Source organism: Brucella sp. RRSP16 (assembly GCF_052246815.1).
Taxonomy (GTDB): domain Bacteria; phylum Pseudomonadota; class Alphaproteobacteria; order Rhizobiales; family Rhizobiaceae; genus Brucella; species Brucella intermedia.
In genome coordinates, this window is the sequence record NZ_JBQQAM010000007.1 from 171,418 (window position 1) to 197,617 (window position 26,200).

Consider the following 26,200-nt stretch of genomic DNA (forward strand, 5'->3'; position numbering starts at 1 on the left):
TCCATCCTTACTTAAGGTGCGGTATCATCTGGCTCTTCATCGGAAAGAACAGCCTTCTTGTAGTATAATCTATCAATAAAGTAATAAAGTCCATGAAAGGTTGTTACTATCATTTGAGATATTATCAATGCCATAAATAATATCACCAAAGATGGGGTTAATTTACTCGCAATGAATGATGGTATGGCTAAATAATCAAAGATTATTGGTAGATGCAATGCAATAGGCGGCGCGATAACGATAAAGGTTATTGAAAGAAGAGATAGCAATAAAGATAAAAATGAAAGGTATCCAAATATCGCACAAACATATTCTCTTCTAGTTAATTCTCTCTCATCGCCATCGTTCTCCCTAAATGTAATTTTCCCAACCTCAATAGGAGTATCTACATCGCCAACTGATGAAGATAATGTAGCGACACCAACCAATGCTGCGATATAGAAACCGGTTAAAACGGCGCAAAAACTACCAAACCTATCCAAAAAACCACGATCGCCAAAATAATTCGCTCCGGACAATATAAATGGGATGCTAATTAAAGTAGAAATGAATAATGTTGCAAATAAATCTCTTAAAAATAATGGCCTTCCTTCGCTGTCACGAAGAAATACATACATCATAGGGTAAGAAAAAACGTTCATAACTAGACTTTCACCTTCTTTATAGAGGATAAGCCTTTTTCTACAACTTCATCGATAACGACGGTTGTACAAGCCGATAATGCATTCTTGAAATCAGCTTGCTCGGACTTAACGAATAAAATCTCCTTCGCTTCTTCATCATTCTCAATTTTAACAGTGCGTGTTCGTTCATCTGGCAGGCCAATTTCGACATTAAAGTCTGACCATCCGCTCTTACGGGCGTCCTTAGCGAAAGTATTCAACCGATCAAGCATTGTCTTCGGCTTAACTTTTGCGATGACACGTAACTTGAGAACTTCGTTCATTGTCTTTACCAACCCGTCACCATCCACAAATGGAGATGTTCCTGGGCGAACGAGCGTGATATAGTTGATTGTTCCGGTAGTTAATGCATCTTGAAGTGTTTCAGATTTGACGCCTACTGGTTTAAAAACACAATAACTTTCTTCTGATTTTTTCTTGTATTCATATTTGTACTTATAATCGTTTAACGCTTGTACTATTATTCTCTTTACACTTGTCATGCTAATGCCTGGAATTTCCTCCAGAGCAGATCGATATATGCCCTTGCTCAAAGCGGTTAGCTCGATAATCAGGTGAGCCGAAACTGATTGCTCCTCGTCGATAGCTTTTTGAGAAGACCGTACAGAAACAGTTGTAGTTCCGGATTTTGATTTCGCGCGTTTACGATACATTGGCTCTGCTGCATCAGGATTGGCGCGATGAAATAGAAGAACAAGTGCTTTTCGTTTCGCATCATGCGTTGCGCTCATTAGTTCAACAATGTCACCGTTAGGCTGCTTTTCGGATGCTAAACCTGCTAGAATTCGCTTTCGAAGGCCAGTGAGAACGCTCGGTTTGTTGTCAACAGGCAATAACGGTAAGTCTGGAGCAGACTTATGCCGCGGCTTGAAATGCAAATCATAAATACGGAAAAAGCGAGAATGCTTCTCTAAAAACACGGTGCCCCCTACAGATAAATATTTCCCACAAATTTAGCGAAAGCCCGTACAGACGACATAGTCAACCTATGACGCTCATTATCAACTGACTTCTCTTGAGAAATATCATTGTGCAGTGAGGGAATTGAAAGGACGGCCGGGCATTGGAGCAGGAATGCCGTCTGTAAAATATTACAGTTGTTTAATACGTGTGCTCGTCATGGGCAACTCAAACATCGCCCCGCCTTGCACGATGTCAGCTTGCTTCTCAATGTTTTCCCATAGCGCCAAGATGCGTTCCATCTGCTTGACGACAGGTGATTTATACAATCCCTTTGACAGAAAAAAGCCAACAAGGTTTGATGATCTGAATGCGTTATATTCGGCCGCATTCCGTGTGATGCGACGGTCGCCCGAAATCACAATCCAACGCCCCTCGGCGCTTAGCTCACGTATCCACTGTACGTCCGTAACGCCCGGCCCGTATAGTTCTCTGACGTGGGTTACTTCGTGTTTATGTACGAATAATGCGTTTAGTGAACGTGCAAGAGCAGGCGGAAGATTTTCATCAACCAGAACCTTCATGCGGCCTGCTTAGAAACCTTGAGTTCATTTTCAAACTGAAAGGCGTCTCTGACCGAGCTTACGCTCACTTCGTAGAGTTTCGCCACAAATTCAATCGACCCTTCTGCTTCAACGGCATCGGCTAGAACAGTAGTAGGAACTCCGAATTCGGCAGCGATGGGTTGCCCGAATGATCGGGTTGGATCGATTACGACAGACTTTTTGCCGTGATACGGTCGCCAGCGGGTAACGGTGTCGTCTTCAATGTCGAGGTCTTTAAATGTTTTCTCTATTACCTGCTTGAAAACGTATTGACGCTGTTTGAGATCAAGGAGTTTGGCTTCTTGTGCCCGTTCGATGCTCTCAAGAAAAATCGTCTTGCCGTCGGTTTGGAACCGGCGTGTCGAGAACGGATGAGCGTCTTGCACACATTCCCGCGCATATTCCAAACAATTACGGATCGCCAAGAGGCCCATGCCGGCTTCAAGGAACGCCTTTACAAAACGCAACTCGATCAGGTCGCGGAAGCCTAGTTCGATGTTGTCGTCGCCGGTCTCGTGTTGAGGCTGCCAAAGCGGTTCAACATGACGCACTTCGTCATTCTTCCGATATCTATAACCACCAAGCCATCGATTGATGTTGCGTGGCGAGGTCTTTAGCAGGCGCGCAGCTTCGGGCGCGGTGTAAGACCCAACACCGACATAATCCGAAAAAGATGTTTGCTTTTGCGCTGTTTTCATAGTTTGCAAAATACCGATTACCGCCGCTTTAGCAAGATCAGTGCTGTCATTGCGCAAAGAAATGAAAATTTTCCGAAACCGGTTTCTAATTATTTGTGAAGTGCGGAATTTCTTATGGAAAATCGTCAAATTAAGAGGATTGATTTCACGCCAAGGGGATTATCAAGGACAGGCGCGGCATATTATATCGGCGTGGGAACATCAAAATTTGATGAGATGGTGAGAGATGGGCGCATGCCCGCGCCCAAGATGATTGATAGCCGGGTGATTTGGGATCGATGGGAAATCGATTTGGCGTTTGACGCATTGCCATATCGCGACGACCAGACGCCAAAAAATATTTGGGACGAAATCATATGATTGAATGGAGGGGTGAGTGATAGCGCCGAAACTTCTAGCTAAATGGAACTGACACCAGGTGGCCTCCTTCCGCCAATGCGGCTCGCACGTCATCGCGAGCGACGATATCGGCGTGGCTAGACGGATCGGGCAAAGTCTCGTCTTCGGCGTAAAGCTGTAGGGCTTCAATCGCGTTCTTGACGATATCGTGGGCATCGTCGGAAGCGGAAAAGACACCGGGAATATCTGGAAACTGAATACCGTAAGCGCTGTCTGCATCCTTGTGCACCAATGCAATATAATGCTTCATTCCGTGTTGCTTCCTAAACTAGATCGTCAATTGTAACTTTTAGCGCTTCTGCAATCTTCTTCATTGCGTCGAGAGAGCCTTCCCGGGCACCCTTTTCAATCTGCGACAAGTAGGCGGCACTGATACCGGCAGCTTCGGCGATCGCCTTCGCGCTCATGCCGCGATAATCACGCCAGACCTTAATTTTGTTCTCGCCGTCGATCATGCGGTTGACGAACTCAGCCGGGATCAATTCTTCTTCTCCGGCAGCCAGCTTTTCGCTGAAAGTGCGGGCGGCTGCAATGTCTTCGCGATCCTCAAAAGCTTCAAGCAGCTTATCGTAATCGACCTTGGGGAGAACTGCCATTTCCTCCCCCTGCGGTGTTGTGATGAACTGTGCTCGGATTTTCATCTGCCTGTCACCTGTCCCGGATCAATATTGTCCCTCAAGCAAACTACTGTAATTAACGCCGTTCGCGAGGCCAATATGAGTGATGAATTCTCAGACAATCCGCAGGTTCCGAAAAATGAACGTCGCCCGAAAAAGCCGAGGAAGGCAGAGACGCAAGAGTTAGACCCTCTTCTGTTGAAGCTGGTCAGCGTATTCGCGAAAGCCGATGCGATCGAAGATCACGAGCGGTGGTTAAAGGGGCTGCCGCCTCTTAAGGAGGACGCCCCATTGCCGGCCAAAAAGCGAAGCCGGAAAGAAAATGACACCAAAGTCACCGCGAGGTGGCATTCCGTCCCTCAAGACAAAAAAATCGTCCGTAGTTTCATGCTTCGGAAGCTGGACGAGCAAGATCAAAACGTTAATTCATGTTGCATTCCATGTTGCGTCTAGCTGCCATGATCCAGTGAACACCATTGAAAACGTTCACTATTCAGTTGCAACATGGCGCAACATAAATTTTAATCGTCAGATCAACCAACATATTGATTTTGTTGGTGATCCCGGCAGGGATCGAACCTGCGACCTACAGATTAGGAATCTGTCGCTCTATCCTACTGAGCTACGGGACCAACCGATGCGCATTCGCCGGTGATTCCGGCATCGTGAACGCTTTCAGACACATACTGTTTTTCAAGTCGGTCGCCAACCCCGCAAAAAGCGGGGCAGGCGGATTTATTCAGTTTCAGGCGGCAAGCGCCGTTTCCACCAATGATGCGAAATAGCTGACGCCATAGGGAATGGCGTCGTCGTTGAAGTCATAGGCCGGGTGGTGAAGGCCGGGCGTGTCGCCATTGCCGAGGAAGATATAGGCGCCGGGGCGCGCTTCCAGCATGTAGGAAAAATCTTCCGCCGCCATCATCGGCTCGACATTCTCGTCCACCTTGCCTTCGCCTGCAACCGAGCCTGCGACGCGGGCGGCAAACTCCGTCTGCGCATCGTGGTTGAAGGTGACCGGATAATTGTTCTTGTAGCGCACCGTGATTTCAGCACCAGTGGCTGCTGCGATACCGGCGGCGGCTTCGCGGATGCGGCGTTCGGCAAAGGCGCGGGTTTCCTTCTTGAGCGTGCGCACCGTGCCCGAAAGCGTCGCCTTTTCCGGGATCACATTGTAAGCCTCGCCCGCGATGAACTTCGTCACCGAGATCACGAGCGAATCGAGCGGATCGGTATTGCGCGACACGATGCCCTGCAAGGCGATCATGAGCTGCGAACCGGCCAGGATCGGGTCGATGGTGCGATGCGGCTGTGCCGCATGGCCGCCGCGCCCGCTGATGAAGAGATCGAATTCATCGGTCGCCGCCATGATCGGGCCTTTTCGCATCGCGAATTGTCCGACCGGCAGGCCCGGCATGTTGTGGACGCCATAGACTTCCGAAATGTTGAAACGGTCCATCACGCCGTCCTCGACCATAGCGAGGCCACCGGCGCCGCCTTCTTCGGCAGGCTGGAACAGAAGGGCCACCGAACCGCGGAAATTCCGGGTCTCCGCCAGATATTGCGCCGCGCCGAGCAGCATGGAGGTGTGTCCGTCATGGCCGCAGGAATGCGCCTTGCCCGGATTTTGCGAGGCCCATTCCACGCCGCTCGTTTCGGTAATGGGCAGCGCATCCATGTCGGCGCGCAGGCCGATGGCGGGGCCGTCGCCGTGCCGTCCCTTTATGATGCCGACCACGCCGGTGCGGCCGACGCCGGTTTCCACATGATCGCAACCGAAGGAGGTGAGCTTTTCGGCGACAAATTTTGCGGTTTCGTGCACGTCATAGAGAAGTTCGGGATTCTGGTGCAGTTTTCGCCGCCATGCGGCAATTTCCGCTTGCGATTCAACGGCACGATTCAGCACTGGCATTTTTGGATGACTCCCCGGATTGGGCCGGAATGGACATGATTTGATCCTGCAAGGATATGACGTTTCGGTGAAAGCGGGCAATCCCTGTTTGCCTTTTCATCGCCACATGGCATAGATAAAGAAATCGTTAATCTCCCATTATGGCGCAATTCGAATCCGCAGAAGTCGCAAGCCGTTTCGATTGGAACTACGGAATGATGTCGAAATCACTGAAAATCTGGTTTGCAGCTGCTGGCCTTTCCGCTGTCGCACTGGCGTCTGCTGCGGCTAATCCCTCGATTGCAGTGGATGTGGCAACCGGCAAGGTCTATGCACAGCAGGATGCCTTCCAGCGCTGGTATCCCGCATCCCTGACCAAGATGATGACGGCCTATGTGGCATTCCGCGCGCTTCAGTCGGGGCAGATGACGCTCGAGTCGCCGGTGCGCATGACGGTCAATGCCGCCAAGGAGCCGCCGAGCAAGATGGGCTACAAGCCGGGATCGGTCATGACGCTCGATTCGGCGCTGAAGATCATGCTGGTGAAGTCGGCCAATGACGTTGCGGTCGCAGTTGCCGAAGCCGTGGGCGGCACCGAATCCGCCTTCGTGCAGCGCATGAATGCGGAAGCGCAGCGCATCGGCATGGTCGGCTCGCATTTCGCCAATCCGAACGGGCTGCACGATCCCCAGAATTACACGACGGCGCGTGATCTGGCGGTTCTGGCCGTACAGCTTCGCCGTGAATTTCCGCAATATGCGCATTATTTCGCGACCGAGGCGATCGATCCGGGCGCAGGCAAGAAAGTGCAGGCCAATTACAACATCCTGCTCGGCCGCTATGACGGTGCGGACGGCATGAAGACCGGCTTCGTCTGCGCATCCGGCTTCAATCTTGCAAGCTCGGCCACGCGCAATGGCCGCACCGTGCTGGCAATCGTTCTGGGCGCCGACCGGCAGGAAGCGCGCGCGGTTCAGGCCGCGCAGCTGATGACCGATGCTTTCCGCGCCAGTGCCGGCGGCGGCGCGACGCTGGCGACGCTGCGCCCGACGGGGGGCGGCAATCTCAATCAGGCCACCGATATGCGCAAGGCGATCTGCAGCCAGGAAGCGATGGCCGATCGCTGGGATGGCCGCGATGTCGAAGGCAAGCTGAAAATCAATTCGCCCTATATCCATGCGATGGATCGCGATCCGGTTCCGGTTCGCGTGGGCCTGGTGTCCGAACCGGGGCCGATCACCCGGCCGAGCCAGCTCGATATTTCGCAGGTTCCGGTGCCGATGCCGCGTCCGCAGCGTTCGGCGGGCGCCACGACCACCGCGATCAACTGATATGCCAAACCCCATTCCCGTTTCCGTGCTGACCGGCTTTCTCGGTTCAGGCAAGACGACGCTCCTCAACCGGCTTCTGAAGGATCCGGCGCTCAGCGACACGGCGGTTATCATCAACGAGTTCGGCGAGGTCAGCATCGATCATCTACTGGTCGAGCAGGCCAGCGAAGGCGTGATCGAGCTTGCCGACGGGTGCCTGTGCTGCACGGTGCGCGGCGAGCTGGTGGACACGCTGGCCGACCTGATCGACCGGCTCCAGATGGGGCGCATCAAGGCGCTGAAGCGCGTCATCATCGAAACCACCGGCCTTGCCGATCCGGCGCCGGTGCTGCATTCGATCATGGGGCATCCGGTGCTCATGCAGGCTTTCAGGCTGGACGGGGTTGTGGCGACGGTGGATGCCGTCAACGGCATGGCGACGCTCGACAATCATGAGGAAGCCGTCAAGCAGGCGGCGATGGCCGACCGCATCGTGCTCACCAAGACCGATCTGCCGGAAGCGCAGGCAGGACTTGCGGCGTTGACCGCGCGTCTTCGTGCGCTCAATCCCGGCGCGGACATTCTGGAAGCCGGTGAACAGCGCACAGGCTATGCGGCGCTTTTCGAATGCGGCCTCTATAATCCGGAAACGAAATCGGCCGATGTGCAGCGCTGGCTCAAGGCGGAAGCCTACGAGGGTGCGCATCATGACCATGATCATGTTTGCGGGCCGGATTGCGATCACGACCATCATCACCATGATCACCATCACGGGCACCATCACGGGCACCATCATGGCCACCATCAGGGCCACCACCATCATAAGCACACGCATCATCATCATCACCACGACGATGCGATCCGGTCCTTCTCACTGCGTCACGATGCGCCGATCCCGCTATCGACCTTCGACATGTTTCTCGATCTTCTGCGTTCGACGCATGGGGAAAAGCTGTTGCGGGTGAAGGGCATCGTGCAGATTGCCGAAGACCCGGATCGTCCGGTGATCATCCACGGGGTGCAGAAGATTTTCCATCCGCCTGCACGCCTGCCGCAGTGGCCGCAGGGCAAGCAAGAGACGCTTCTGGTGATGATCGTGAAGGATCTGCCGGAAACCTATGTGCGTGAGCTTTTCGATGCGTTTCTCGGACGTCCGGGCCTCGACCGGCCGGACCGGGCCGCGCTGACCGAAAATCCGCTGGCCATTCCGGGCTTTTCGCCCCGGAACTGATACTCACTTCCTGCGAATGAGAAAGCGGTGCAGCGGGCCTTCCCGCTCCTGCGTGATGAGGGCGTGGCCTTCCTGAGTGCAGAAATGCGGCACATCTATGCCTGACAGCGGATCGGTCGCTTCCACCCAGAGAAGCGCTCCGCTCGGCATTTTTTCCAGACGATTGCGGGTCTTCAAAACCGGAAGGGGGCATTTAAGCCCCCTCAGATCGTAGACAGGAATCTCCTCCTGCAAGGCGATCAATTCCCGATGATCTTCCACCACGGCTTCTTCGGTTCGGCGGCTGCGACAGGTGCCGCCTGTTCGACATTCTGCGCCACCGTGCTGGCGGTCGTCATTGACGAGATCTGGGGTGAGACTTGCGGTGAAGCCTGCGGGGCAGCAGCCTGCGCTGCTGCCGGGTTCGGCTGCGGTGCCGGCACGGCTGCGGTCTGCGTCGCGGGCTGTGCCGGAACGGCGACCGGTTGCGGCGTTGCAGCAATGGCTGTCGGCTGCACGGACGGCGTTGCCGGGCGAATGTCGGGCGCACCGGCCTTCTCAGCGGAAGCAGGCGTAAGCGACGGCGGTTCGCGCGTTACCTTTTCGCCGCGCGCGCGGGCCGCAGACCATGCGGAGACGAGCTTGGCTTCGGCAATGCCCTGAATGGACGGTGCCGGTGCCTTCTGCGCAGCGCTGAAGGCGGACTGATAGGTCTTTTCATAAGACGCATAGGACATCGCCTCGCCGCCAACCGAGGGCGGGCAGGCATCGGTCGGCGAAAGCGGCTGGCCGTCCGGCGTCGACACGTTGAACACGTAGCGCTTCTCGCAGACGTCGACCTTCGGCGGAACCTTGGTGGTCTCGAAGGCGTCATAGCCCTGCTTCAGCATCTTCCAGAACGAATAATTCGGATCGCTCTTGTAGCGCGCCATGTTGGCGGCGGTCATGCGGAACGGAAACGCCTGGATCTGAAAGTCGCGCTGGCCGCCCTTGAAGGCGTCGCGACCGAAGGCGTAGATCTCGGCGACCTGCTCGTCGGTCATCGAATAGCAGCCCGACGAGGAACATGCGCCATGCACCATCAGGTGCTGGCCGGTGCGGCCATTGGCGCGGTCATAGGCGTTGGGGAAGCCGATGTTGAAAGCCAGGTAATAGTTCGAGTTGGGGTTCATCTGGGCGGGACGGACGGTGTAGAAACCTTCCGGCGCCTGACGGTCGCCCTCGATATATTTAGGACCGAGCTTGCCCGACCATTTGCAGATTTCGTAGGAAGCGATCTGGTCGTATTTGCCGTTGTTCTTCTGCTTCCAGACTTCGAGCACGCCTTCTTCCTTGAAGATGCGCACCATGATCGGCGAGGTGCGGGTCATGCCCTTCGCCTTCATCTTGGCAACGACCTTTTCGGGAAGCGGCTTTTCGGCCCGCAGACTGAGGTCGGATACGGACGAACCCTGACAGCCCGCAAGAAGCGTGGTTGCCAGTAAGGAGCCTAGAATTGCGGTTCTGATCTTCATGTCGCATCAAGTCTGTTAGAGCTACGCCAGAGACTTTATGAGCAAAAGTCGATTTCCTGAAGGTCCGATCCTATAAATGAAACCTTACGGTATCGTTTATAAATCCTTGCCCAGATAGCTAAAACCCGGCGCGTCGGCAATATGGCCGAATTTGCAGCTTGATGCAAATGCGGGAGGCGCCTGGCCTCCCGTACGGTTTTTCACTTTGTCTTGAGCCGCGCATCCTGTCCCGAAAACCGCGCCGAGTTTGCGGGGATGCGCGCCAATTCCCGGCGTAAATCAGATATTGCGGCCGATTTCGAGGAACTTCTGGCGGCGCTCCTGCTTCAGCGTTTCGCCGTCGATATCCTTCATCGAACGCAGCGATGCGGTGATGATGTCGCCGGTGGCGTCGATCACGGCTTCCTTGCCGCGATGCGCGCCGCCCATCGGTTCGGGAATGATGCCGTCGATGACCTTGAGGTCGAACAGGTCCTGCGCGGTGATGCGCATGTTGGAAGCGGCATCCTTGGCGCGGGTCGAATCATGCCAGAGGATCGAGGCCGCACCTTCGGGCGAAATCACCGAATAGATCGAATGCTCGAGCATGTAGACGCGGTTTGCGACGGCGATTGCAATCGCGCCGCCGGAGCCGCCTTCACCGATGATGATGGAGATGACCGGAACGCGCAGCTTGAGGCACTCCGCCGTCGAGCGGGCGATGGCTTCCGCCTGGCCGCGTTCCTCGGCGCTGACGCCGGGATAGGCGCCCGCAGTATCCACGAAGGTGATGAGCGGCAACTGGAAGCGGTCGGCCATTTCCATGATGCGGACGGCCTTGCGGTAGCCTTCCGGGCGGGCCGAGCCGAAATTGTGCTTGAGGCGGGTCTTGGTGTCGGAACCCTTTTCCTGCCCGATGATGGCGACGGGCTGACCGTTGAAGCGGCCGAAACCGGCCTGGAGGGCTTCGTCATTGGCGAACTTGCGGTCGCCGGCAAGCGGCGTGAATTCGGTGAACAGCCGGTCGATATATTCCAGGCAGTGCGGGCGGTCCGGATGGCGGGCGATCTGCGCCTTCTGCCACGGGGTCAGCTTGCGATAGATGTCCTTCAGCGCATCCGCCGAACGCTTCTCGAGGCGACGAATCTCGTCGCTCATCTCGACGCTGCCCTGTTCCTGCGCGAGCTTCTTCAGCTCGAGAATCTGGCCTTCAAGGTCGGCGACGGGTTTTTCAAAATCGAGATAATTGTACATCGGGCCTGACTGTTCGTGCGTTTTACAAAGGGACGTGCCGCTCTATGACCAGCCTGAAAAAGGCTGTTTTACGGCGCCTTACATATTCACTACTGGCTCATCTTGCAAATTTTCGGTTTTCTCATAACCGTAGAGCGGCTAATCGGCAAGCGGATGATGCTCGCTGACAAGCTTATGCAGTCTTTCCTCAAGCACATGCGTATAGATTTGCGTCGTTGAAATGTCGGCATGGCCGAGCAATTGCTGCACGGTGCGCAGGTCAGCGCCGTTCTGCAGCAGGTGGCTGGCAAAGGCGTGGCGAAGCACGTGCGGCGAGACGGCAGAGGCCGACAATCCCGCGCGCGCGGCAAGTCCCTTCAACTCGCGGGCAAAAACCTGGCGCGCCAGATGGCCGCTTTCGGAAAATGCCGGGAACAGCCAGGGATTGTCATCGCTGCCGGGCAGGGAATCCCGCAAGGCGAGAAAGCGCTGCAGGGCTTCACGCGCCTTGGGCGAAAGCGGAACCATGCGTTCCTTGGAACCCTTGCCGCGCACCAGCAGAAAACGGTGATCGGTGCGGGCGACGGTGACGGGCAGGCCCACGAGTTCCGAAACGCGAAGCCCCGTCGCATAAAGCGTTTCGAGTAGCGCATGAAGGCGCAAGGCCTTGATGAGATCAGCCGGTTCGCCGGGCTCTTCGGCTTCAAGCACTGCCCGGTCGAGAAGCCGCGTGACGTTTTCGACGCTCATGATCTTCGGCAGCGGCTTTTGTTTTTTCGGCGCATCGACGGTTCCGGTCGGATCGTCCTGCCGGTAGCCTTCCGAATAGAGAAAGCGGAAGAACTGGCGCAGCGCCGACAGGCGCCTTGCCTGCGAGGTTGCGGCAAAACCTTCCACGGCCATGGCATCGATGGCGCTGCGGACATGGTCCGCGCCGGCTTCGGCTAGATTGACGCCGCGCGCCGCCATGGCTTCCGCCACCGCTTCAAGGTCGCGCCGGTAGGATTCAAGCGTATTGCGGGCAGCACCCCGTTCGGCGCTCATCATTTCCAGAAAGTTTTCGATCGCCAGCGATGCGCGCATCCTCACTCCTGCGGTGCCTGGGGCGGTTCGGGGGCCGTGTCGGCAGTTTCCGCCGGATCGGGCGCGGCCACGGGAGGCGCAATCGTCACCGGCTTCAGCTTCGAGGCCGGTATTTCGACGGTGATCTCGCGCGTGTCGGGCTCCACGAAATTGGCAAGCGCGTACATCGCGCCATAGACGATGGCGGCGACCAGAGCGAGAAAAAGGACAAGGCGCGTCAGCGTTGGCATGCATCACTTATGCTGCGGCATTTGGACGAAAGCAAGGACGGCGACGAAGGGAACCCGCGCGCCCCATCTTGCAAAAAAGCCGTGCTTGCTGCCGCGCGCGCCTCCAAAACCAATCAAAGCAATTGACGTCGAACCGTTTTTCATGTGGAACCGGAACAAATGGACGAGGACAATGAGCAGCACGGCAAAACAAAACAATCTACATGAGAAAGCGGAACTGATCCGCGATCTGCTCGGTTCGAAAGTCGTGGTGCTTGTGGGGCTGATGGGCGCGGGCAAATCCACCGTCGGGCGCAAGGCGGCGAGCCTTCTCGGCCTGCCGTTTCGCGATGCCGATACGGAGATCGAAGCGGTTTCGCGCATGACCGTCCCCGAACTGTTCGAAGCCTATGGCGAGGTGGAGTTCCGCGATCTGGAACGCCGCGTCATCATGCGCTTGCTCGAAGACGGGCCGATGGTTCTGGCAACCGGCGGCGGAGCCTATATGAACGCCGAAACGCGCGCGGCAATCGCGCGTGCAGGCGTTTCCATCTGGCTCAATGCGGAAATCGATATTCTTATGGAGCGCGTATCGCGCCGCCAGAACCGCCCGCTTTTGAAGAACAGCGATCCGCGCGGTGTCATGCTGCGGCTGATGAACGAGCGCTATCCGGTCTATGCGCTGGCCGATCTCCAGCTCATGACGCGTGACGACAAGAAGGAAGTGATCGCCGCCGAACTGCTCGATGTTCTGGCCGGTCATCTCGAAGGATTAGAGGCTTAACGGCTGCCTGCCTCGCTATATGTATCGGAGACTATGCATGAACGCGCCTTCCATCGCCGGTGTCACCACCGTTCCCGTGTCGCTCGGCGACCGCTCCTACGACATATTGATCGGCAAGGGGCTGGTTGACCGGGCGGGCGAAGAACTGGCGAAGCGATTGAAAGGCGGGCGCGTGGCGGTGGTGACGGACGAGAATGTCGCCAGGGCGCATCTGGAGCGGCTCACCGAAAGCTTCGTCAGGGCCGGCATCGATATAACGCCGGTGATCGTTGCGCCGGGCGAGAAATCCAAGTCATTCGGCACGCTTGAAACGGTCACCAATGCCCTGCTGGCGGCGCGGCTGGAACGCGGCGATGCGGTCGTGGCTTTCGGCGGCGGCGTGGTTGGCGATCTGTCCGGTTTCGTTGCCGGTATCGTTCGGCGCGGCATGAATTTCGTGCAGATGCCGACCTCGCTCCTGTCGCAGGTCGATTCCTCGGTCGGCGGCAAGACCGGGATCAACACGGCGCACGGCAAGAACCTCGTCGGCGTCTTCTATCAGCCGCAACTGGTTCTGGCCGATACGGAAGTTTTGGATACGCTGAGCCCGCGTGAGTTTCGCGCCGGTTATGCGGAGGTCACGAAATATGGCCTGATCGACCGCCCGGACTTCTTCGAATGGCTGGAACGGAACTGGCAGGAGGTTTTCTCCGGCGGCGCGGCGCGGACGCAAGCCATCGCCGAATCCTGCCGCTGCAAGGCCGCTGTCGTTGCGCGCGACGAGCGCGAGACCGGCGACCGGGCGCTGCTCAATCTCGGCCATACGTTTGGCCACGCGCTGGAAACGGCGACGGGCTACGATTCAACCCGTCTCGTGCATGGCGAAGGTGTCGCCATCGGCATGGCGCTGGCCCATCGCTTCTCCGTCAAGATGAATCTCTGCGGCATCGAGGATGCGGAGCGCGTCGAGAGGCATCTCAAAACCGTCGGCCTGCCATACCGCCTGTCGGATGTGCCAGGCGGCTTGCCGTCTGCGGAAAAACTGATGGATTATATTGCGCAGGACAAGAAAGTGGCGCGCGGTGCGCTCACCTTCATCCTGACACGCGGTATCGGTCAGTCCTTCATTGCCAAGGATGTGCCGCCGGTAGCCGTGCTGGAATTTTTGAAAGACCGTCTGGTGGACTGAATTCGACGTTTGAATCCCGCCTGAATGCGATGCTGTTTCAAAGGTCAAATTCGAAAATCCACTAGATACGAAGCAAGAGGACAAGGCGAATGGCTTTCGAGCTCTGGGTTCTGTGCGGCATTATCCTGCTCTGCGTCATTCTTTCCGGATTCTTTTCAGGCTCCGAAACGGCGCTGACGGCGGCGTCGCGGGCCAGAATGCTCACGCTCGAACATAATGGCGACGAGCGCGCGGGACTGGTCCAGCGGCTCATCAGCCGTCGCGACCGCTTGATCGGCGTGCTTCTGATTGGCAACAACCTCGCCAATATTCTGGCCTCCTCGATTGCCACCAGCATTTTCCTCAACCTGTTCGGCGATGCGGGCGTCGCCTATGCGACATTGGCGATGACGGTCATTCTGGTCATCTTCGCTGAAGTGCTGCCGAAATCCTGGGCGATCTCCGGTCCCGACCGGTTTTCGCTTGTCGTTGCGCGCAGCGTTTCGCTGGTGGTGCTGATCCTCGGGCCGGTTTCTGCCGCAGTGAACTGGATCGTGCGCGCGATCCTGAGGCTCTGCGGCGTCAATCTTGCCGCAGGCCGGTCCATGTTGAGCCCGCAGGAGGAATTGCGCGGCGCGGTCGAGGTGCTGCATCGCGACAAGTCGCTCATCAAGGAAGACCGCGACCAGCTTGGCGGCCTGCTCGACCTCAAGGAGCTGGAAGTCAGCGACGTCATGGTGCACCGGACCTCGATGGGCACCGTCAATGCCGATGCCGCGGCGGAAGAGATCGTCCGCGATATTCTGGCCAGCCCGCACACGCGCATGCCGCTCTGGCGCGACGATATCGACAATATCGTCGGCATCATCCACACCAAGGACCTGTTGCGCGCACTTTACGACGTCGACAATGATTTCACCCGCATCGACATCATGAAGGTCGCGCGCAAGCCGTGGTTCGTGCCCGACACGACGACATTGCAGGACCAGCTCGACGCTTTTCTCCGCCGCAAGGCCCACATTGCCATCGTTGTCGACGAATATGGCGATGTGCAGGGCCTGGTGACGCTTGAGGATATCCTGGAGGAAATCGTCGGCGATATTGCCGACGAGCACGATATCGACATGCAGGGCGTTCGCCTGCAGCCGGACGGTTCGGTGATCGTCGACGGCTCGCTGCCGATTCGCGATATCAACCGTGCGCTCGACTGGCACCTGCCGGATGAGGAGGCGACCACAATCGCCGGTCTGGTCATTCACGAGACGCAGACAATCCCGGAAGTGAAGCAGGCCTTCACCTTTTACGGGAAACGCTTTTCTGTGCTCAAGAAGGAAAGGAACCGCCTGACGCGGTTGCGCATCGTGCCGCTCGACGCCGATGGAAAACCGGCCCCCATTGTTGCGGCGGTGCCGCGCCGATAGAAGAAGAGATCGCAGCAGGAAGACGCTAATAACAAATATTACTAATAAACGCTGGTCGTTCTCTATTTAAGCATAGAATATTTCATTTGAAATAAGCGCCGGATTTATGTATTACTAGGGTTGTATTGCGGCAGGAATGTTCATCTATAAGCATGCGATACCGTTCATTGTAGATAGCTTATGTTCTGATACGAAAACTGCGGAGAAATTTCATATCGCATGCTTTATAATGAGATAGATACAGCCTTCTCTATTTGTGCCAACATCGGATGCTATTCTGAAATTGCTTTTCTCCGCGAAGTTCGATCGATTTGATCGCATGGCATTGGATGCATAGCAAAAGCGCCTGAAAGGGCGCTTTGCATGTTTTGGGGCGGGCTCTGGATAGCCTGTTTCCTGATAGGGCTCAGCGATAAGTTGCCCTCCCGGTCCCGGCTGCTAGGCACAGCCGAAGGGTCCGGCTCCAGAGTATTTCCGTTTCGAATGAATCGCGGAGGTGCTCCATCCGACCGGTTTTGCGCCTGGCTTTACCCGAAACGATTTCCGCTTTCGGAAGACATGCCCTTTCCGAAAAAATCTTCAGCGGCGCGTTGCTTCCCCCGGGGCGGAAGGCTCAAGCGCCAGCGCGTGGACGCCGCTCTCCAGTTCTTCCTTCAACAGCGCGTTGATGGCGCGGTGGCGCTCGATGCGGCTCATTCCGGCAAAGGCGTCGGCAACGATGCGGATGCGGAAATGCGTTTCGCCGGTGCCGTCGTAGACTTCATGATGACCGCGATCCTCATGGTGATGTCCGGCGTGGAGGTGGCTTTCGTTAATGACTTCAAGGCGCTGGGGAGCGAAAGCCGTGGTCAGTTTCGCTTCCATCGCGCTTTGTTTGCTATTGTGAATGGACATTTGAGCCACTTCTCCCCATATAGACGCTGTGCCTCATATAACGCTGCTTCGGCGGCAAAAGGTGGGGCAAATCCGCACAGGAAAGCACTCCGCTTCAAAATTTCGCCCAGTTGAAATGGCCAAAAGCCCGACCGGACGAAATGTCAATTCTTGTTCAGCAACTGATAATCCGCATAATTCGATTCGATGACAACGAACTCAAAATTTTTCGACAGTATCCGCATCAAGCCCAAGAAGACCGCGGAAGCGAAGTCTTCAGCACCCTGCTGCCAGTGGGATGGTTGCGACAAGCCGGGCACGCATCGCGCGCCTGTGGGGCGGATGCGTGAAGGCGAATATTTCCGCTTCTGCATCGACCATGTGCGGGAATATAACAAGAATTTCAATTACTTCTCCGGTCTTTCCGATGGCGACATCGCGAAATTCCAGAAGGATGCGATCACCGGCCACCGCCCGACCTGGTCGACGACGGCGAATTCCACCGCCAAGGCGCGCACCTCGCCCGACGTGGCCAAGATGCGGTCAGGTTCGGCCTCCTATCACAACCGCATCCGCGATCCCTTCAATCTTTTCAAGGAAGCGAAGGGGCATGCGCCGGGCCAGAAGGCGCAGCGCAAACCCCGCACGCTGGAAATAAAGGCGCTGGCCACCCTCGGTCTTGAACCAAATTCGACTGGCGATAAGATCAAGGCGCGCTATAAAGAGTTGGTAAAGCAGCACCATCCGGATGCGAATGGTGGTGATCGCGGATCGGAAGAGAGATTTCGCGATGTTATTCAGGCTTATCAATTGCTCAAGCAGGCAGGTTTTTGCTAAAGCCTGTTTGGGACTGAAAGCTGACTATGGAGCGGTCGCCGACGGCTCCGACGGACATTCTTCTGCCGCGCCAAGGCGTGGATGCAAGCACGGATGCCCGCAACGAATTACGGAAGGGGCATACCGTCCGGCTCGCCGGAAAAACATGCCCGCGGATGAAAGTTGCCGGTCGGCAGCTTGCCGGTATTAATTCGCGGCCGGTCGCTGCCTGCCGCTCTGGAGGCATGATGAACAAGGTTGAGCGGGATATAGCCAATTTGCCGGATACGACGGTTTCGGTGCGCGAAGTGTTCGGGATCGATTCCGACATGACGGTGCCGGCCTATGCGGCAGGCGATTCCTATGTGCCGGAGCTTGATCCGGATTATCTTTTCGACCGTCAGACGACGCTCGCGATCCTCGCAGGCTTTGCCTATAACCGTCGCGTGATGGTTTCGGGCTATCACGGCACCGGCAAGTCGACCCATATCGAGCAGGTCGCGGCCCGCCTCAACTGGCCTTGCGTGCGCGTCAACCTCGACAGCCATGTCAGCCGTATCGATCTCGTCGGCAAGGACGCCATCGTGGTCAAGGAAGGCGTGCAGGTCACCGAATTCAAGGACGGCATCCTGCCCTGGGCCTATCAGCACAATGTGGCGCTGGTGTTCGACGAATACGACGCCGGCCGCCCGGACGTGATGTTCGTCATCCAGCGCGTTCTGGAATCCTCTGGCCGCCTGACGCTTCTCGACCAGAGCCGCGTCATCCGTCCGCACCCGGCTTTCCGCCTGTTCGCGACCGCCAACACCGTCGGTCTCGGCGACACGACCGGCCTTTATCACGGCACCCAGCAGATCAACCAGGCGCAGATGGACCGCTGGTCCATCGTGACGACGCTGAACTATCTGCCGCACGACAATGAAGTGAACATCGTTCTCGCCAAGGCCAAGCATTACCAGAATGCCGAAGGCCGCGAGATCGTGAACAAGATGGTGCGCGTGGCCGACATGACCCGTCAGGCTTTCATCAATGGCGATCTCTCGACCGTCATGAGCCCGCGCACGGTCATCACATGGGCCGAAAATGCCGCGATCTTCAACGATGTCGGCTTTGCATTCCGCCTGACCTTCCTCAACAAGTGCGACGAGCTGGAACGCGCGACCGTGGCTGAGTTCTATCAGCGTGCTTTCGGCGTTGAACTGCCGGAATCGGCGGCCAATATCGTTCTCGCTTGATGCGGAGGAAGCCTGCCGCCCGATCATCCGGCGGCAGTGCACTGTCTGGTGCGGGGGCGATGAGCTTCGCCCTTGCTTGAAAGCGAAGTCAGGATAGGCATATGTCGGGCCAGAAGTCAGGAATAGGCGATAATTCGCGCGAGCGTAAACCGGGACCGGTGGATTCCGAACCGTTCAAGCGTGCGATAACGGCTTGCGTCCGCGCCATTTCCGGCGAGCATGAGCTGGAAGTGGCGTTTACCAACGACCGCCCGGCCCTGAGCGCCAATCGTGCCCGCCTTCCCGACCTGCCGAAACGTCCAACCGCGCATGATATTGCCGTCACGCGCGGCCTTGGCGATTCCATGGCGCTGCGCCAGGCGCGTCACAATCCGCGCATTCATGCGAGCCTTGCTCCGGAAGGAAAGCAGGCGCGCGCCATTTACGATGCTGTGGAGCAGGCGCGTGTTGAAGCCATCGGCGCGCGCGCCATGGCGGGCATGGCGGACAATCTTTCCACCATGCTTGCGGATAAATATTCGAAAGCCAATTTCTCCACCGTCACCGAGAGGGAAGACGCGCCGCTCGAGGAAGCCGTGTCGCTTCTGCTGCGTGAGAAGCTGACCGGGCGGGCCGCACCTGCGGAAGCCGGGCAGGTGCTGGAACTGTGGCGTGACTGGATCGAACAGAAGGCTGCGGCCGACATTGCCCGGCTTGGCGACAATCTCGAAGACCAGCAGGCCTTTGCGCGCACGGTGCGCGACATGCTCGCTTCCATGGACATGGCGGAAGAGTTGTCGCAGGAAGAACCGAGCGACGAGGAAGAACAGAACGACGAACAGACGCCGGATTCCGACGAGAACGAGGAAGGCGGCGACGAGAGCCAGGAAGGTTCCGATTCGGCTGAAAGCGAGGAATCCGACAGTTCGAGCGATGAAGGCGAGCAGGGCGAAATGGATGCCGCCGACGCTTCCGCCGACGACATGGATGACAGCGAGGATATCGACGCGGAAACGCCGGGCGATACACGCCGTCCGAACCAGCCTTTTGCCAATTTTGCCGAGCATGTCGATTACAAGGTTTTCACGCGCGAGTTCGATGAAGAGGTCGAAGCGACCGATCTTTGCGACGAGGCGGAACTCGATCGTCTGCGCGGTTTCCTCGACAAGCAGCTTGCCAATCTGCAGGGCGTGGTGGGGCGTCTCGCCAACCGCCTGCAGCGCCGCCTGATGGCGCAGCAGAACCGCTCGTGGGATTTCGATCTGGAAGAGGGCTATCTCGATTCGGCGCGTCTGGTGCGCATCGTCATCGACCCGACGCAGCCGCTTTCCTACAAGCAGGAGCGCGATACGGATTTCCGCGATACGGTTGTCACGCTGGTGCTGGACAATTCCGGCTCCATGCGCGGTCGCCCGATCACGGTTGCCGCGACCTGCGCGGATATTCTCGCCCGCACGCTGGAGCGTTGCGGCGTGAAGGTGGAAATTCTGGGCTTCACCACCAAGGCGTGGAAGGGCGGCCAGTCGCGCGAAGCGTGGCTTGGACGCGGCAAGCCCGCCAATCCGGGTCGCCTCAACGATCTGCGCCACATCGTCTACAAGAGCGCCGATGCGCCCTGGCGGCGCGCCCGGCGCAATCTCGGCCTGATGATGCGCGAAGGGCTGCTGAAGGAAAACATCGACGGCGAGGCGCTGATCTGGGCGCATCAGCGCCTGCTTGGACGGCCTGAACAGCGCAAGATCCTGATGATGATTTCGGATGGCGCGCCGGTCGACGACTCGACGCTTTCCGTCAATCCCGGCAACTATCTGGAGCGGCACCTGCGCGCCGTGATCGAGGAAATCGAAACGCGTTCGCCGGTGGAACTGATCGCCATCGGCATCGGCCATGACGTCACGCGTTATTATCAGCGCGCCGTCACCATCGTCGATGCGGAAGAACTGGCTGGCGCCATGACCGAACAGCTTGCCTCGCTTTTCGAGGAGCAGGGGGCCGCGGCTCCGGCCAAGGGCAGGCACCGGGCTGGCAGAAGGTAAAGCAAGGACGCTTGAAGTTTATTTGACGCATTTCCGAACGCAAAGGCGCTTCACGCTTTTGCTGGAAATGCTTCAAGCGCCTTTTTTCATGCCTCTTCCGCCGTCGTCCGGCTTGGCGCATAAAGCGACGGGGCGAAGACGGCGAGGATTGCCCCATAGGGGATCAGCATAAGCGTCCCCATGATGACCTTCACAAAGAAGTCGCCAAAAGCCAGTGATGCCCAGAGCGGCACGCCGAGGCCGAGGAAGGACGCCGGTTCGGCAAGCGACGAATCGGGCATTCCCGTGAGCGTGTCGATCCACGCAAATCCGGCTGCGAAGGCAATCGAGAAGAACAGAACCGTATCGAGCACAGAGCCGAACATGGCGGCGGCAAAGGGCGCTTTCCACCAGGTCTTGCGGCGCAGGCGGTCGAAGACGGTGATGTCCATCAGCTGTGCGAAAAGAAAGGCCGAGCCCGAGGCAATCGCGATGCGCGGGGTTGCCAGCCAGATCGACATGACGACGCCCAGCACGAAACCGGCATAGACGACCTTGCGTGCGGCGGCAGGGCCGAAGCGGCGATTCGTCAGGTCATTGACCAGAAAGGCGACAGGATAGGTGAACGCACCATAGGTCAGAACTTCACCGAGGCCGAAATGCTGGAACGGATACTGGACGAGAATATTCGACGCGGCAACCGCCACGCACATGGCCAGTATCGCTGGCATAAGCCGGGAAAAAGAGGGTGTCTCGATTGACATTTTTTTATCCTGGGTGATGGAACCAGCAAAAAAGGCCGACGAGAGCCGGCCTTTTTTGTCAAATCATTTGGCCGAAAGCTTAGGCAGCGACTGCTTCAGCCTGCTTCTTTGCGATCTGACGCTTCAGCAGGCGAGCGCGCTGCGACAGTTCCTTGTCGTCGGACTTGACGAGGAACGCATCCAGACCGCCGCGATGTTCGACCGAACGCAGGGCGTTGGCGGAAACGCGCAGACGATAGCTCTGGCCGAGGGTTTCGGACATCAGCGTAACATTGCAGAGGTTCGGCAGAAAGCGGCGACGCGTCTTGTTGTTCGCGTGGCTGACATTGTTGCCGTACTGGACCGACTTGCCGGTCAATTCACAAGCGCGGGACATTTTGGTCTCACCTTCAATTACGTTCTTCAGGCCCCGACCCGAATGTCCGAATTCAAGCAATCAACGCAGTTTGATGCTGCTGGCGCGCGATCTCGGACAGGCGGCCTATTGGGAAAGTCGCGTTTCTATAGTGACAGCAGCCGTTGCAGTCAAGTGAGATTCCGTATCCATCGCGCAAAGACGCGGTTTTCCGGCTTCCGAACGGTCTTCACGAAAGCTTGCAATCATAACTTCGCCGGTTTTGCCTGTTGCACAGATACTGTATCGAAGAATCCCACGCAACTTTCTGGCGGTCCAATGTGGTTGAAAACCTTCATTGGAAAAGCAGGCGAAAGGAATGCCGAGTATGATCGAAGCGTCGCATGTGTTGAAGCCCGTCCGGCACCGGCTGGCGCAGTATGGTGTGGCGGCTGCGGCAGGACTGGCCTTCGCGGGCCTGAGCTTGGGGGCAATGACGATGGCCAGCGGCGCGGCCCGGGCCGATGATCTTTACCGGACGGAATATGATATTTCCATTTTCGGGCTTTCCATTGCGCGGTCCGCCATAGAAACCACGGTCAATGGCGCGAATTACAACCTCAATGGCCGTTTCCTGACCTCCGGTCTGGCGCGGGTGTTCGACGATACGGACGGCACCGTGCACGTTACCGGCAGCGCCGTCGGCGGCAAGGTCGTGCCGAAGAGCTTCGATCTGGCCTACAAGCATGGCCGCAAGAACAAGAGCACCACGATCCGCTTTGCCAATGGCAATGTCGTCGCGGCGGAAAACCAGCCTCCGGTGAAAAAGCGCGACCCCTGGGTGGAAACATCGCCGCAGGACCTGCTGAGTGTCAGCGATCCGCTGAGTGCCCTCATGATTCCGGCGAAGAATGGGCGGGCAGTCTGCGATCGTTCGCTGAGCGTCTTCGACGGCCAGACGCGAGCCGAGATCAGGCTTTCCTTCAACGGCACCGAATCGTTCACGACCGATGGCTTTACCGGCGAATCGGTCATCTGCTCGGCGAAGTTCATCCCGATTTCCGGTTATCAGAAGGGCAAGAAAGCCATCGATTACCTGAGCAATCGCAGCCGGATGACGATTTCCTTCGCATCGCTCGGCAATTCGGGCATCTATGCGCCAGTCGTGGCACGGATCGGCACCCAGATCGGCACGCTCAAGATCCAGGCGACCCGTTTTTCAAAGGTGAACTGACCGGCAACCAGAGCATTTCCTGTTTTTCATGAAGCGTTGGAAATGCTCTGTCTTTTGTTTTATCGCGCATCTCATTCGATCGAAGCGGGATCAGAAATCAGTCCAGTGGACTAATTTCCCTTTTCGGGATGCGCCCTAGCTCGGATTAATGCTTCGGGTGCACGCATTCCTCGTGGTTTCCGAGAATCTCGATCACGCGGCACTGGTCGATGCGGCCATGCGCGGTGCATTCCAGCATGCGCTGCAACTCCGTCTTGAGCGAAAGCAGTTTTGCGATGCGATGCTCCACATCGCTGAGGCGCGCACGTGCAATGGCGTCGGCTGCCGCGCATGACTGGTCGGGATTGTCCTGAAGATCGAGAAGCGTGCGGATCGCATCCACCTCAAACCCCAGATCGCGGGCATGGCGGATGAAGAGCAGCCGCTGGATGTCGCTCCGGTCATAGAGGCGGCGATTGCCGTCACTGCGCGGCGGGGAAGGCAGCAGGCCGATCTGCTCGTAATAGCGGATGGTCGGCACTTTGACGCCGCTCGCCTTCGATGCTTCGCCGATGGGCATATTCGTGATCATTTTCCGCTTGCTCCTCTAGTCACTAGAGGATGTAGACCTTGCTCAAGACAATTCAAGAGCAGTCCTGAAAAGAGCAGATCATGAGTGAAACACTGAACCAGATTCGCTTTCGCATCGACGGTATGGATTGCGCGTCCTGCGCGGCCAAGATCGAAACCGCCGTGCGGCGCGTGCGGGGGATCAATGATGTCTCCGTTTCGGTTGCGGGAGGCACGATGACCGTCAGCCATGATGGAACGGGCGATCTCGACAAGATTGCCGCCAAGGTTCGCAGTCTCGGATATGGCGCGGAGCCGGTCGCCTCGGAAAAAGCCCCGGCAAAGGACGAGCATTCGCACGATCATTCTCACCATGACCATGACCACGGGGCGTGTGGCGGTAACCACGACCACCACGATCATGCGCATGATCACGGGCATGAGCACGATCATGACGGCCACAGCGAGATTGCGGCAACGCCGGACAGTCTGCGCTTTCGGGTCGATGGCATGGATTGCGCATCCTGCGCGGCCAAGATCAATACCGCCGTGCGCCGCCTGCCCGGCGTGACGGACGTGTCTGTCTCCGTGACCAATGGCGCGATGAACGTCAATCATGACGGGACGGCGAAGAGCGATGAAATCGCCGCCAAGGTGACGGCTCTGGGCTACAGGACCACGCTTGCCGACACCGCTCCCGCTGCCAGCGGCGGCAGGGTTGCGCCAAAGGCAAGCGGGCCTGCAAAACCGCTGCCGTGGTGGCGCTCGAAGAAGGGCCAGATGATGCTGGCCTGCGGCGGCGGGCTGGTCGCCGCCTATATAGCCGGGCATCTCTACCCGGCGATCGAACTGTGGGCTTTCACGGCGGCGATGCTGATCGGTCTCGTGCCGATTGCCAGGCGCGCCTATATGGCGGGCTTCAACGGTACGCCGTTTTCCATCGAGATGCTGATGACGATTGCCGCCATAGGTGCCATGTTCATTGGCGCGACCGAGGAAGCGGCAGCCGTCGTGTTTCTGTTCCTGGTCGGTGAGCTTCTGGAAGGGGTGGCCGCCGGAAAGGCGCGCGCCAGCATCCAGTCGCTCACCGCGCTGGTGCCGAAGACTGCGTTTCTCGAGAAAACGGGACGACTTCGGAGGTTGCGGCTGACAGCCTGGCGGTTGGCGATGTGATTTCCGTGCGGCCCGGCGACCGCATGCCTGCCGATGGTGAAATCCTGACAGGTGAAAGTGCAGTCGATGAAGCGCCCGTCACCGGTGAAAGCACGCCGGTCGGCAAGGCTGAAGGCGACACGGTTTTTGCCGGCACGATCAATGGTGACGGCGTGCTGCGGGTCCGGGTCACGGCTGCCGCGCAGGATAACACCATCGCCCGCGTCGTGCGGCTGGTCGAGGAAGCGCAGGAAGCCAAGGCGCCGACCGAGCGTTTCATCAATCGTTTTTCGACCTATTACACGCCGGGCGTGGTGGTCGTGGCGGCGCTGGTCGCCATCCTGCCGCCGCTTCTTGCGGGCGGCGACTGGAACGAATGGATCTACAAGGGACTTGCGATCCTCCTGATCGGCTGCCCCTGCGCGCTGGTCATTTCCACGCCCGCGGCTATTGCAGCCGCGCTCTCGTCGGGCGCCGGCGCGGTCTTCTGATGAAGGGCGGCGCGGTGCTGGAAACCATCGGCAAGATCACGGCGGCCTGCTTCGACAAGACCGGCACGCTGACCGAAGGCAAGCCGAAGGTGACCGATGTGCTGGCGGGCGACCTGCCGGAAGATGAAGTGCTGCGTCTTGCCGCGTCGCTGGATGCGGGCTCAAGCCACCCGCTGGCGCTGGCGATTGTCGGTGCCGCAGAACAGCGCGGCCTGAAACTTGCCCCGGTGGCGGGAGGAAAGGCCCATGGCGGCAAGGGCGTGTCGGGCATGGTGGGCGAGAAGGACCTGTTTCTGGGTTCCCGCCGCGCCGCCAATGATATTGCGGCTATTCCGGATGCGCTGGCGAACCGCATTGCCGCCTGCAACGACGAAGGCAAGACGGTTTCCGTGCTGGTTGCCAATGGCAGGATCGCCGGTGCGATCGCCATGCGCGACGAGCCGCGCGCCGATGCCATTGCCGGCTTGCGGGAGTTGAAGGCGGCCAACATCCGCACCGTCATGCTGACCGGCGACAATCGCCGCACGGCGGAAGCCATCGGGCGCGATCTGGGGATAGAGGTGCGGGCCGAGCTTCTGCCGGAAGACAAGCAGCGCATCGTCGGCGAATTGCGCAAGGAAGGGCTGATCGTCGCCAAGATCGGCGACGGCATCAACGACGCGCCAGCGCTTGCCGCCGCCGATGTCGGCATCGCCATGGGCGGCGGCACCGATGTGGCGCTGGAAACGGCGGACGCCGCCGTGCTGCACGGCCGGGTTGGCGATGTGGAGGAAATGGTCGACCTTTCCAAGCGGACCATGCGCAATATCCATCAGAACATTGCCATAGCGCTTGGATTGAAGGCTGTCTTTCTGGTGACCACGGTGCTGGGCATCACCGGCCTCTGGCCCGCCATTCTGGCCGATACGGGCGCGACCGTTCTTGTGACGATCAACGCATTGCGGCTTTTGAGGCAACCTGTGCGGTAAAATAGAGCATTTCCAGCAAAAGTGTGAAACGTCTACACGGGGAAATCAGTCCACTGGACTGATTTCTTATCCCGCTTCGATGCGTGGGATAATGCGATGAAGAAAATACT

27 protein-coding genes, 1 tRNA gene and 1 pseudogene are annotated in these 26,200 nt (G+C 57.8%); 12 read left to right on the top strand and 17 right to left on the bottom strand.

Annotated elements, in window-relative coordinates; genetic code table 11:
* Positions 1-11: 11 nt before the first annotated feature.
* The 4 genes from ACS5UA_RS13025 to ACS5UA_RS13040 form a co-directional block, all read right to left on the bottom strand.
* On the bottom strand, positions 12-641 hold the full coding sequence (locus ACS5UA_RS13025) for a hypothetical protein (protein ID WP_443101391.1): 630 nt from the start codon (positions 639-641) through the stop codon (positions 12-14).
* A gap of 2 nt (positions 642-643) precedes the next feature.
* Positions 644-1,603, bottom strand: coding sequence for a hypothetical protein (locus ACS5UA_RS13030; protein ID WP_443101392.1), 960 nt, complete (start codon positions 1,601-1,603; stop codon positions 644-646).
* Between the two features lie 171 nt (positions 1,604-1,774).
* Positions 1,775-2,167, bottom strand: coding sequence for a DUF5615 family PIN-like protein (locus tag ACS5UA_RS13035; protein ID WP_043061757.1), 393 nt, complete (start codon positions 2,165-2,167; stop codon positions 1,775-1,777).
* Positions 2,164-2,943, bottom strand: coding sequence for a hypothetical protein (locus ACS5UA_RS13040; RefSeq protein WP_443101393.1), 780 nt, complete (start codon positions 2,941-2,943; stop codon positions 2,164-2,166). The genes ACS5UA_RS13035 and ACS5UA_RS13040 overlap by 4 nt, the downstream gene beginning before the upstream one ends.
* A gap of 57 nt (positions 2,944-3,000) precedes the next feature.
* On the opposite strand from ACS5UA_RS13040, the gene ACS5UA_RS13045 reads away from it, so the two are divergent.
* Complete coding sequence (locus ACS5UA_RS13045) at positions 3,001-3,246, top strand: XRE family transcriptional regulator (protein WP_443101394.1); 246 nt, start codon at positions 3,001-3,003, stop codon at positions 3,244-3,246.
* Positions 3,247-3,280: 34 nt separating this feature from the next.
* Here ACS5UA_RS13045 and ACS5UA_RS13050 read toward each other — a convergent pair whose 3' ends face one another.
* Positions 3,281-3,535 (bottom strand): type II toxin-antitoxin system HicB family antitoxin, encoded by a 255-nt coding sequence (locus tag ACS5UA_RS13050; protein WP_443101395.1) that lies wholly within the window; start codon positions 3,533-3,535, stop codon positions 3,281-3,283.
* 13 nt (positions 3,536-3,548) lie between these two features.
* Positions 3,549-3,926, bottom strand: a complete 378-nt coding sequence (locus ACS5UA_RS13055; protein ID WP_443101396.1) for a helix-turn-helix domain-containing protein — start codon at positions 3,924-3,926, stop codon at positions 3,549-3,551.
* A gap of 75 nt (positions 3,927-4,001) precedes the next feature.
* On the opposite strand from ACS5UA_RS13055, the gene ACS5UA_RS13060 reads away from it, so the two are divergent.
* Complete coding sequence (locus tag ACS5UA_RS13060; protein ID WP_443101397.1) at positions 4,002-4,355, top strand: hypothetical protein; 354 nt, start codon at positions 4,002-4,004, stop codon at positions 4,353-4,355.
* A 102-nt stretch (positions 4,356-4,457) separates the two neighbouring features.
* Here ACS5UA_RS13060 and ACS5UA_RS13065 read toward each other — a convergent pair.
* Positions 4,458-4,534 (bottom strand) — tRNA-Arg (locus ACS5UA_RS13065).
* A 113-nt stretch (positions 4,535-4,647) separates the two neighbouring features.
* Positions 4,648-5,811, bottom strand: a complete 1,164-nt coding sequence (locus tag ACS5UA_RS13070) for a M20 aminoacylase family protein (RefSeq protein ID WP_021587513.1) — start codon at positions 5,809-5,811, stop codon at positions 4,648-4,650.
* A 194-nt stretch (positions 5,812-6,005) separates the two neighbouring features.
* On the opposite strand from ACS5UA_RS13070, the gene ACS5UA_RS13075 reads away from it, so the two are divergent.
* Both ACS5UA_RS13075 and ACS5UA_RS13080 read left to right on the top strand, forming a co-directional pair.
* Positions 6,006-7,121, top strand: coding sequence for a D-alanyl-D-alanine carboxypeptidase family protein (locus ACS5UA_RS13075; RefSeq protein WP_006470982.1), 1,116 nt, complete (start codon positions 6,006-6,008; stop codon positions 7,119-7,121).
* A gap of 1 nt (position 7,122) precedes the next feature.
* Complete coding sequence (locus ACS5UA_RS13080; protein ID WP_112671790.1) at positions 7,123-8,331, top strand: CobW family GTP-binding protein; 1,209 nt, start codon at positions 7,123-7,125, stop codon at positions 8,329-8,331.
* A gap of 3 nt (positions 8,332-8,334) precedes the next feature.
* Here the strand turns inward: ACS5UA_RS13080 and ACS5UA_RS13085 are convergent, their stop codons facing one another.
* The 5 genes from ACS5UA_RS13085 to ACS5UA_RS13105 form a co-directional block, all read right to left on the bottom strand.
* The gene (locus tag ACS5UA_RS13085; RefSeq protein ID WP_006470981.1) at positions 8,335-8,592 is read right to left on the bottom strand and encodes a sulfurtransferase TusA family protein; all 258 of its coding nucleotides are present in this window, start codon (positions 8,590-8,592) and stop codon (positions 8,335-8,337) included.
* Positions 8,571-9,824: a L,D-transpeptidase family protein gene (locus ACS5UA_RS13090; protein ID WP_112671788.1), complete on the bottom strand. Its 1,254-nt coding sequence runs from the start codon at positions 9,822-9,824 to the stop codon at positions 8,571-8,573. Before ACS5UA_RS13090 ends, ACS5UA_RS13085 begins: the two co-directional genes overlap by 22 nt.
* A 279-nt stretch (positions 9,825-10,103) precedes the next feature.
* A complete protein-coding gene (locus tag ACS5UA_RS13095; protein WP_006468015.1) occupies positions 10,104-11,057 on the bottom strand; it encodes an acetyl-CoA carboxylase carboxyltransferase subunit alpha in 954 nt (317 codons plus the stop codon).
* 138 nt (positions 11,058-11,195) lie between these two features.
* Positions 11,196-12,119 (bottom strand): site-specific tyrosine recombinase XerD, encoded by a 924-nt coding sequence (gene xerD / locus ACS5UA_RS13100; protein WP_112671786.1) that lies wholly within the window; start codon positions 12,117-12,119, stop codon positions 11,196-11,198.
* 2 nt (positions 12,120-12,121) lie between these two features.
* The gene (locus ACS5UA_RS13105; protein ID WP_006468013.1) at positions 12,122-12,349 is read right to left on the bottom strand and encodes a hypothetical protein; all 228 of its coding nucleotides are present in this window, start codon (positions 12,347-12,349) and stop codon (positions 12,122-12,124) included.
* Between the two features lie 172 nt (positions 12,350-12,521).
* Between ACS5UA_RS13105 and ACS5UA_RS13110 the strand changes: the two genes are divergently transcribed.
* The 3 genes from ACS5UA_RS13110 to ACS5UA_RS13120 all read left to right on the top strand — a co-directional run bounded on the left by ACS5UA_RS13110 (position 12,522) and on the right by ACS5UA_RS13120 (position 15,680).
* Positions 12,522-13,112 (top strand): shikimate kinase, encoded by a 591-nt coding sequence (locus ACS5UA_RS13110; protein WP_006470979.1) that lies wholly within the window; start codon positions 12,522-12,524, stop codon positions 13,110-13,112.
* Between the two features lie 37 nt (positions 13,113-13,149).
* Positions 13,150-14,280, top strand: a complete 1,131-nt coding sequence (aroB, locus tag ACS5UA_RS13115) for a 3-dehydroquinate synthase (protein ID WP_112671784.1) — start codon at positions 13,150-13,152, stop codon at positions 14,278-14,280.
* Positions 14,281-14,369: 89 nt separating this feature from the next.
* A complete protein-coding gene (locus ACS5UA_RS13120) occupies positions 14,370-15,680 on the top strand; it encodes an HlyC/CorC family transporter (RefSeq protein ID WP_006468010.1) in 1,311 nt (436 codons plus the stop codon).
* Positions 15,681-16,259: 579 nt separating this feature from the next.
* Here the strand turns inward: ACS5UA_RS13120 and ACS5UA_RS13125 are convergent.
* Complete coding sequence (locus ACS5UA_RS13125) at positions 16,260-16,574, bottom strand: BolA family protein (protein ID WP_006470977.1); 315 nt, start codon at positions 16,572-16,574, stop codon at positions 16,260-16,262.
* Positions 16,575-16,760: 186 nt separating this feature from the next.
* Here ACS5UA_RS13125 and ACS5UA_RS13130 point away from each other — a divergent pair, with 186 nt between their 5' ends.
* The 3 genes from ACS5UA_RS13130 to cobT all read left to right on the top strand — a co-directional run bounded on the left by ACS5UA_RS13130 (position 16,761) and on the right by cobT (position 20,619).
* A complete protein-coding gene (locus ACS5UA_RS13130; RefSeq protein ID WP_006470976.1) occupies positions 16,761-17,390 on the top strand; it encodes a J domain-containing protein in 630 nt (209 codons plus the stop codon).
* Between the two features lie 227 nt (positions 17,391-17,617).
* Positions 17,618-18,604 carry a cobaltochelatase subunit CobS gene (gene cobS, locus ACS5UA_RS13135; RefSeq protein ID WP_006470975.1) on the top strand — a complete coding sequence of 329 codons (987 nt, stop codon included), beginning with the start codon at positions 17,618-17,620 and terminating at the stop codon, positions 18,602-18,604.
* A 101-nt stretch (positions 18,605-18,705) separates the two neighbouring features.
* Entirely contained in the window at positions 18,706-20,619 is a 1,914-nt protein-coding gene (gene cobT / locus ACS5UA_RS13140; protein WP_112671782.1) for a cobaltochelatase subunit CobT, read from the top strand.
* Between the two features lie 86 nt (positions 20,620-20,705).
* Here the strand turns inward: cobT and ACS5UA_RS13145 are convergent, their stop codons facing one another.
* Positions 20,706-21,362: a queuosine precursor transporter gene (locus ACS5UA_RS13145; protein ID WP_025089910.1), complete on the bottom strand. Its 657-nt coding sequence runs from the start codon at positions 21,360-21,362 to the stop codon at positions 20,706-20,708.
* A 79-nt stretch (positions 21,363-21,441) separates the two neighbouring features.
* Positions 21,442-21,738 carry a 50S ribosomal protein L28 gene (gene rpmB / locus ACS5UA_RS13150; RefSeq protein ID WP_006470974.1) on the bottom strand — a complete coding sequence of 99 codons (297 nt, stop codon included), beginning with the start codon at positions 21,736-21,738 and terminating at the stop codon, positions 21,442-21,444.
* Positions 21,739-22,084: 346 nt separating this feature from the next.
* On the opposite strand from rpmB, the gene ACS5UA_RS13155 reads away from it, so the two are divergent.
* On the top strand, positions 22,085-22,930 hold the full coding sequence (locus ACS5UA_RS13155) for a DUF3108 domain-containing protein (RefSeq protein WP_112671780.1): 846 nt from the start codon (positions 22,085-22,087) through the stop codon (positions 22,928-22,930).
* Between the two features lie 145 nt (positions 22,931-23,075).
* Here ACS5UA_RS13155 and ACS5UA_RS13160 read toward each other — a convergent pair whose 3' ends face one another.
* Positions 23,076-23,498 carry a MerR family transcriptional regulator gene (locus ACS5UA_RS13160; protein ID WP_170873258.1) on the bottom strand — a complete coding sequence of 141 codons (423 nt, stop codon included), beginning with the start codon at positions 23,496-23,498 and terminating at the stop codon, positions 23,076-23,078.
* A gap of 95 nt (positions 23,499-23,593) precedes the next feature.
* Here ACS5UA_RS13160 and ACS5UA_RS13165 point away from each other — a divergent pair.
* Positions 23,594-26,090 (top strand): annotated as a pseudogene (locus ACS5UA_RS13165) (heavy metal translocating P-type ATPase).
* Positions 26,091-26,200 lie beyond the last annotated feature (110 nt).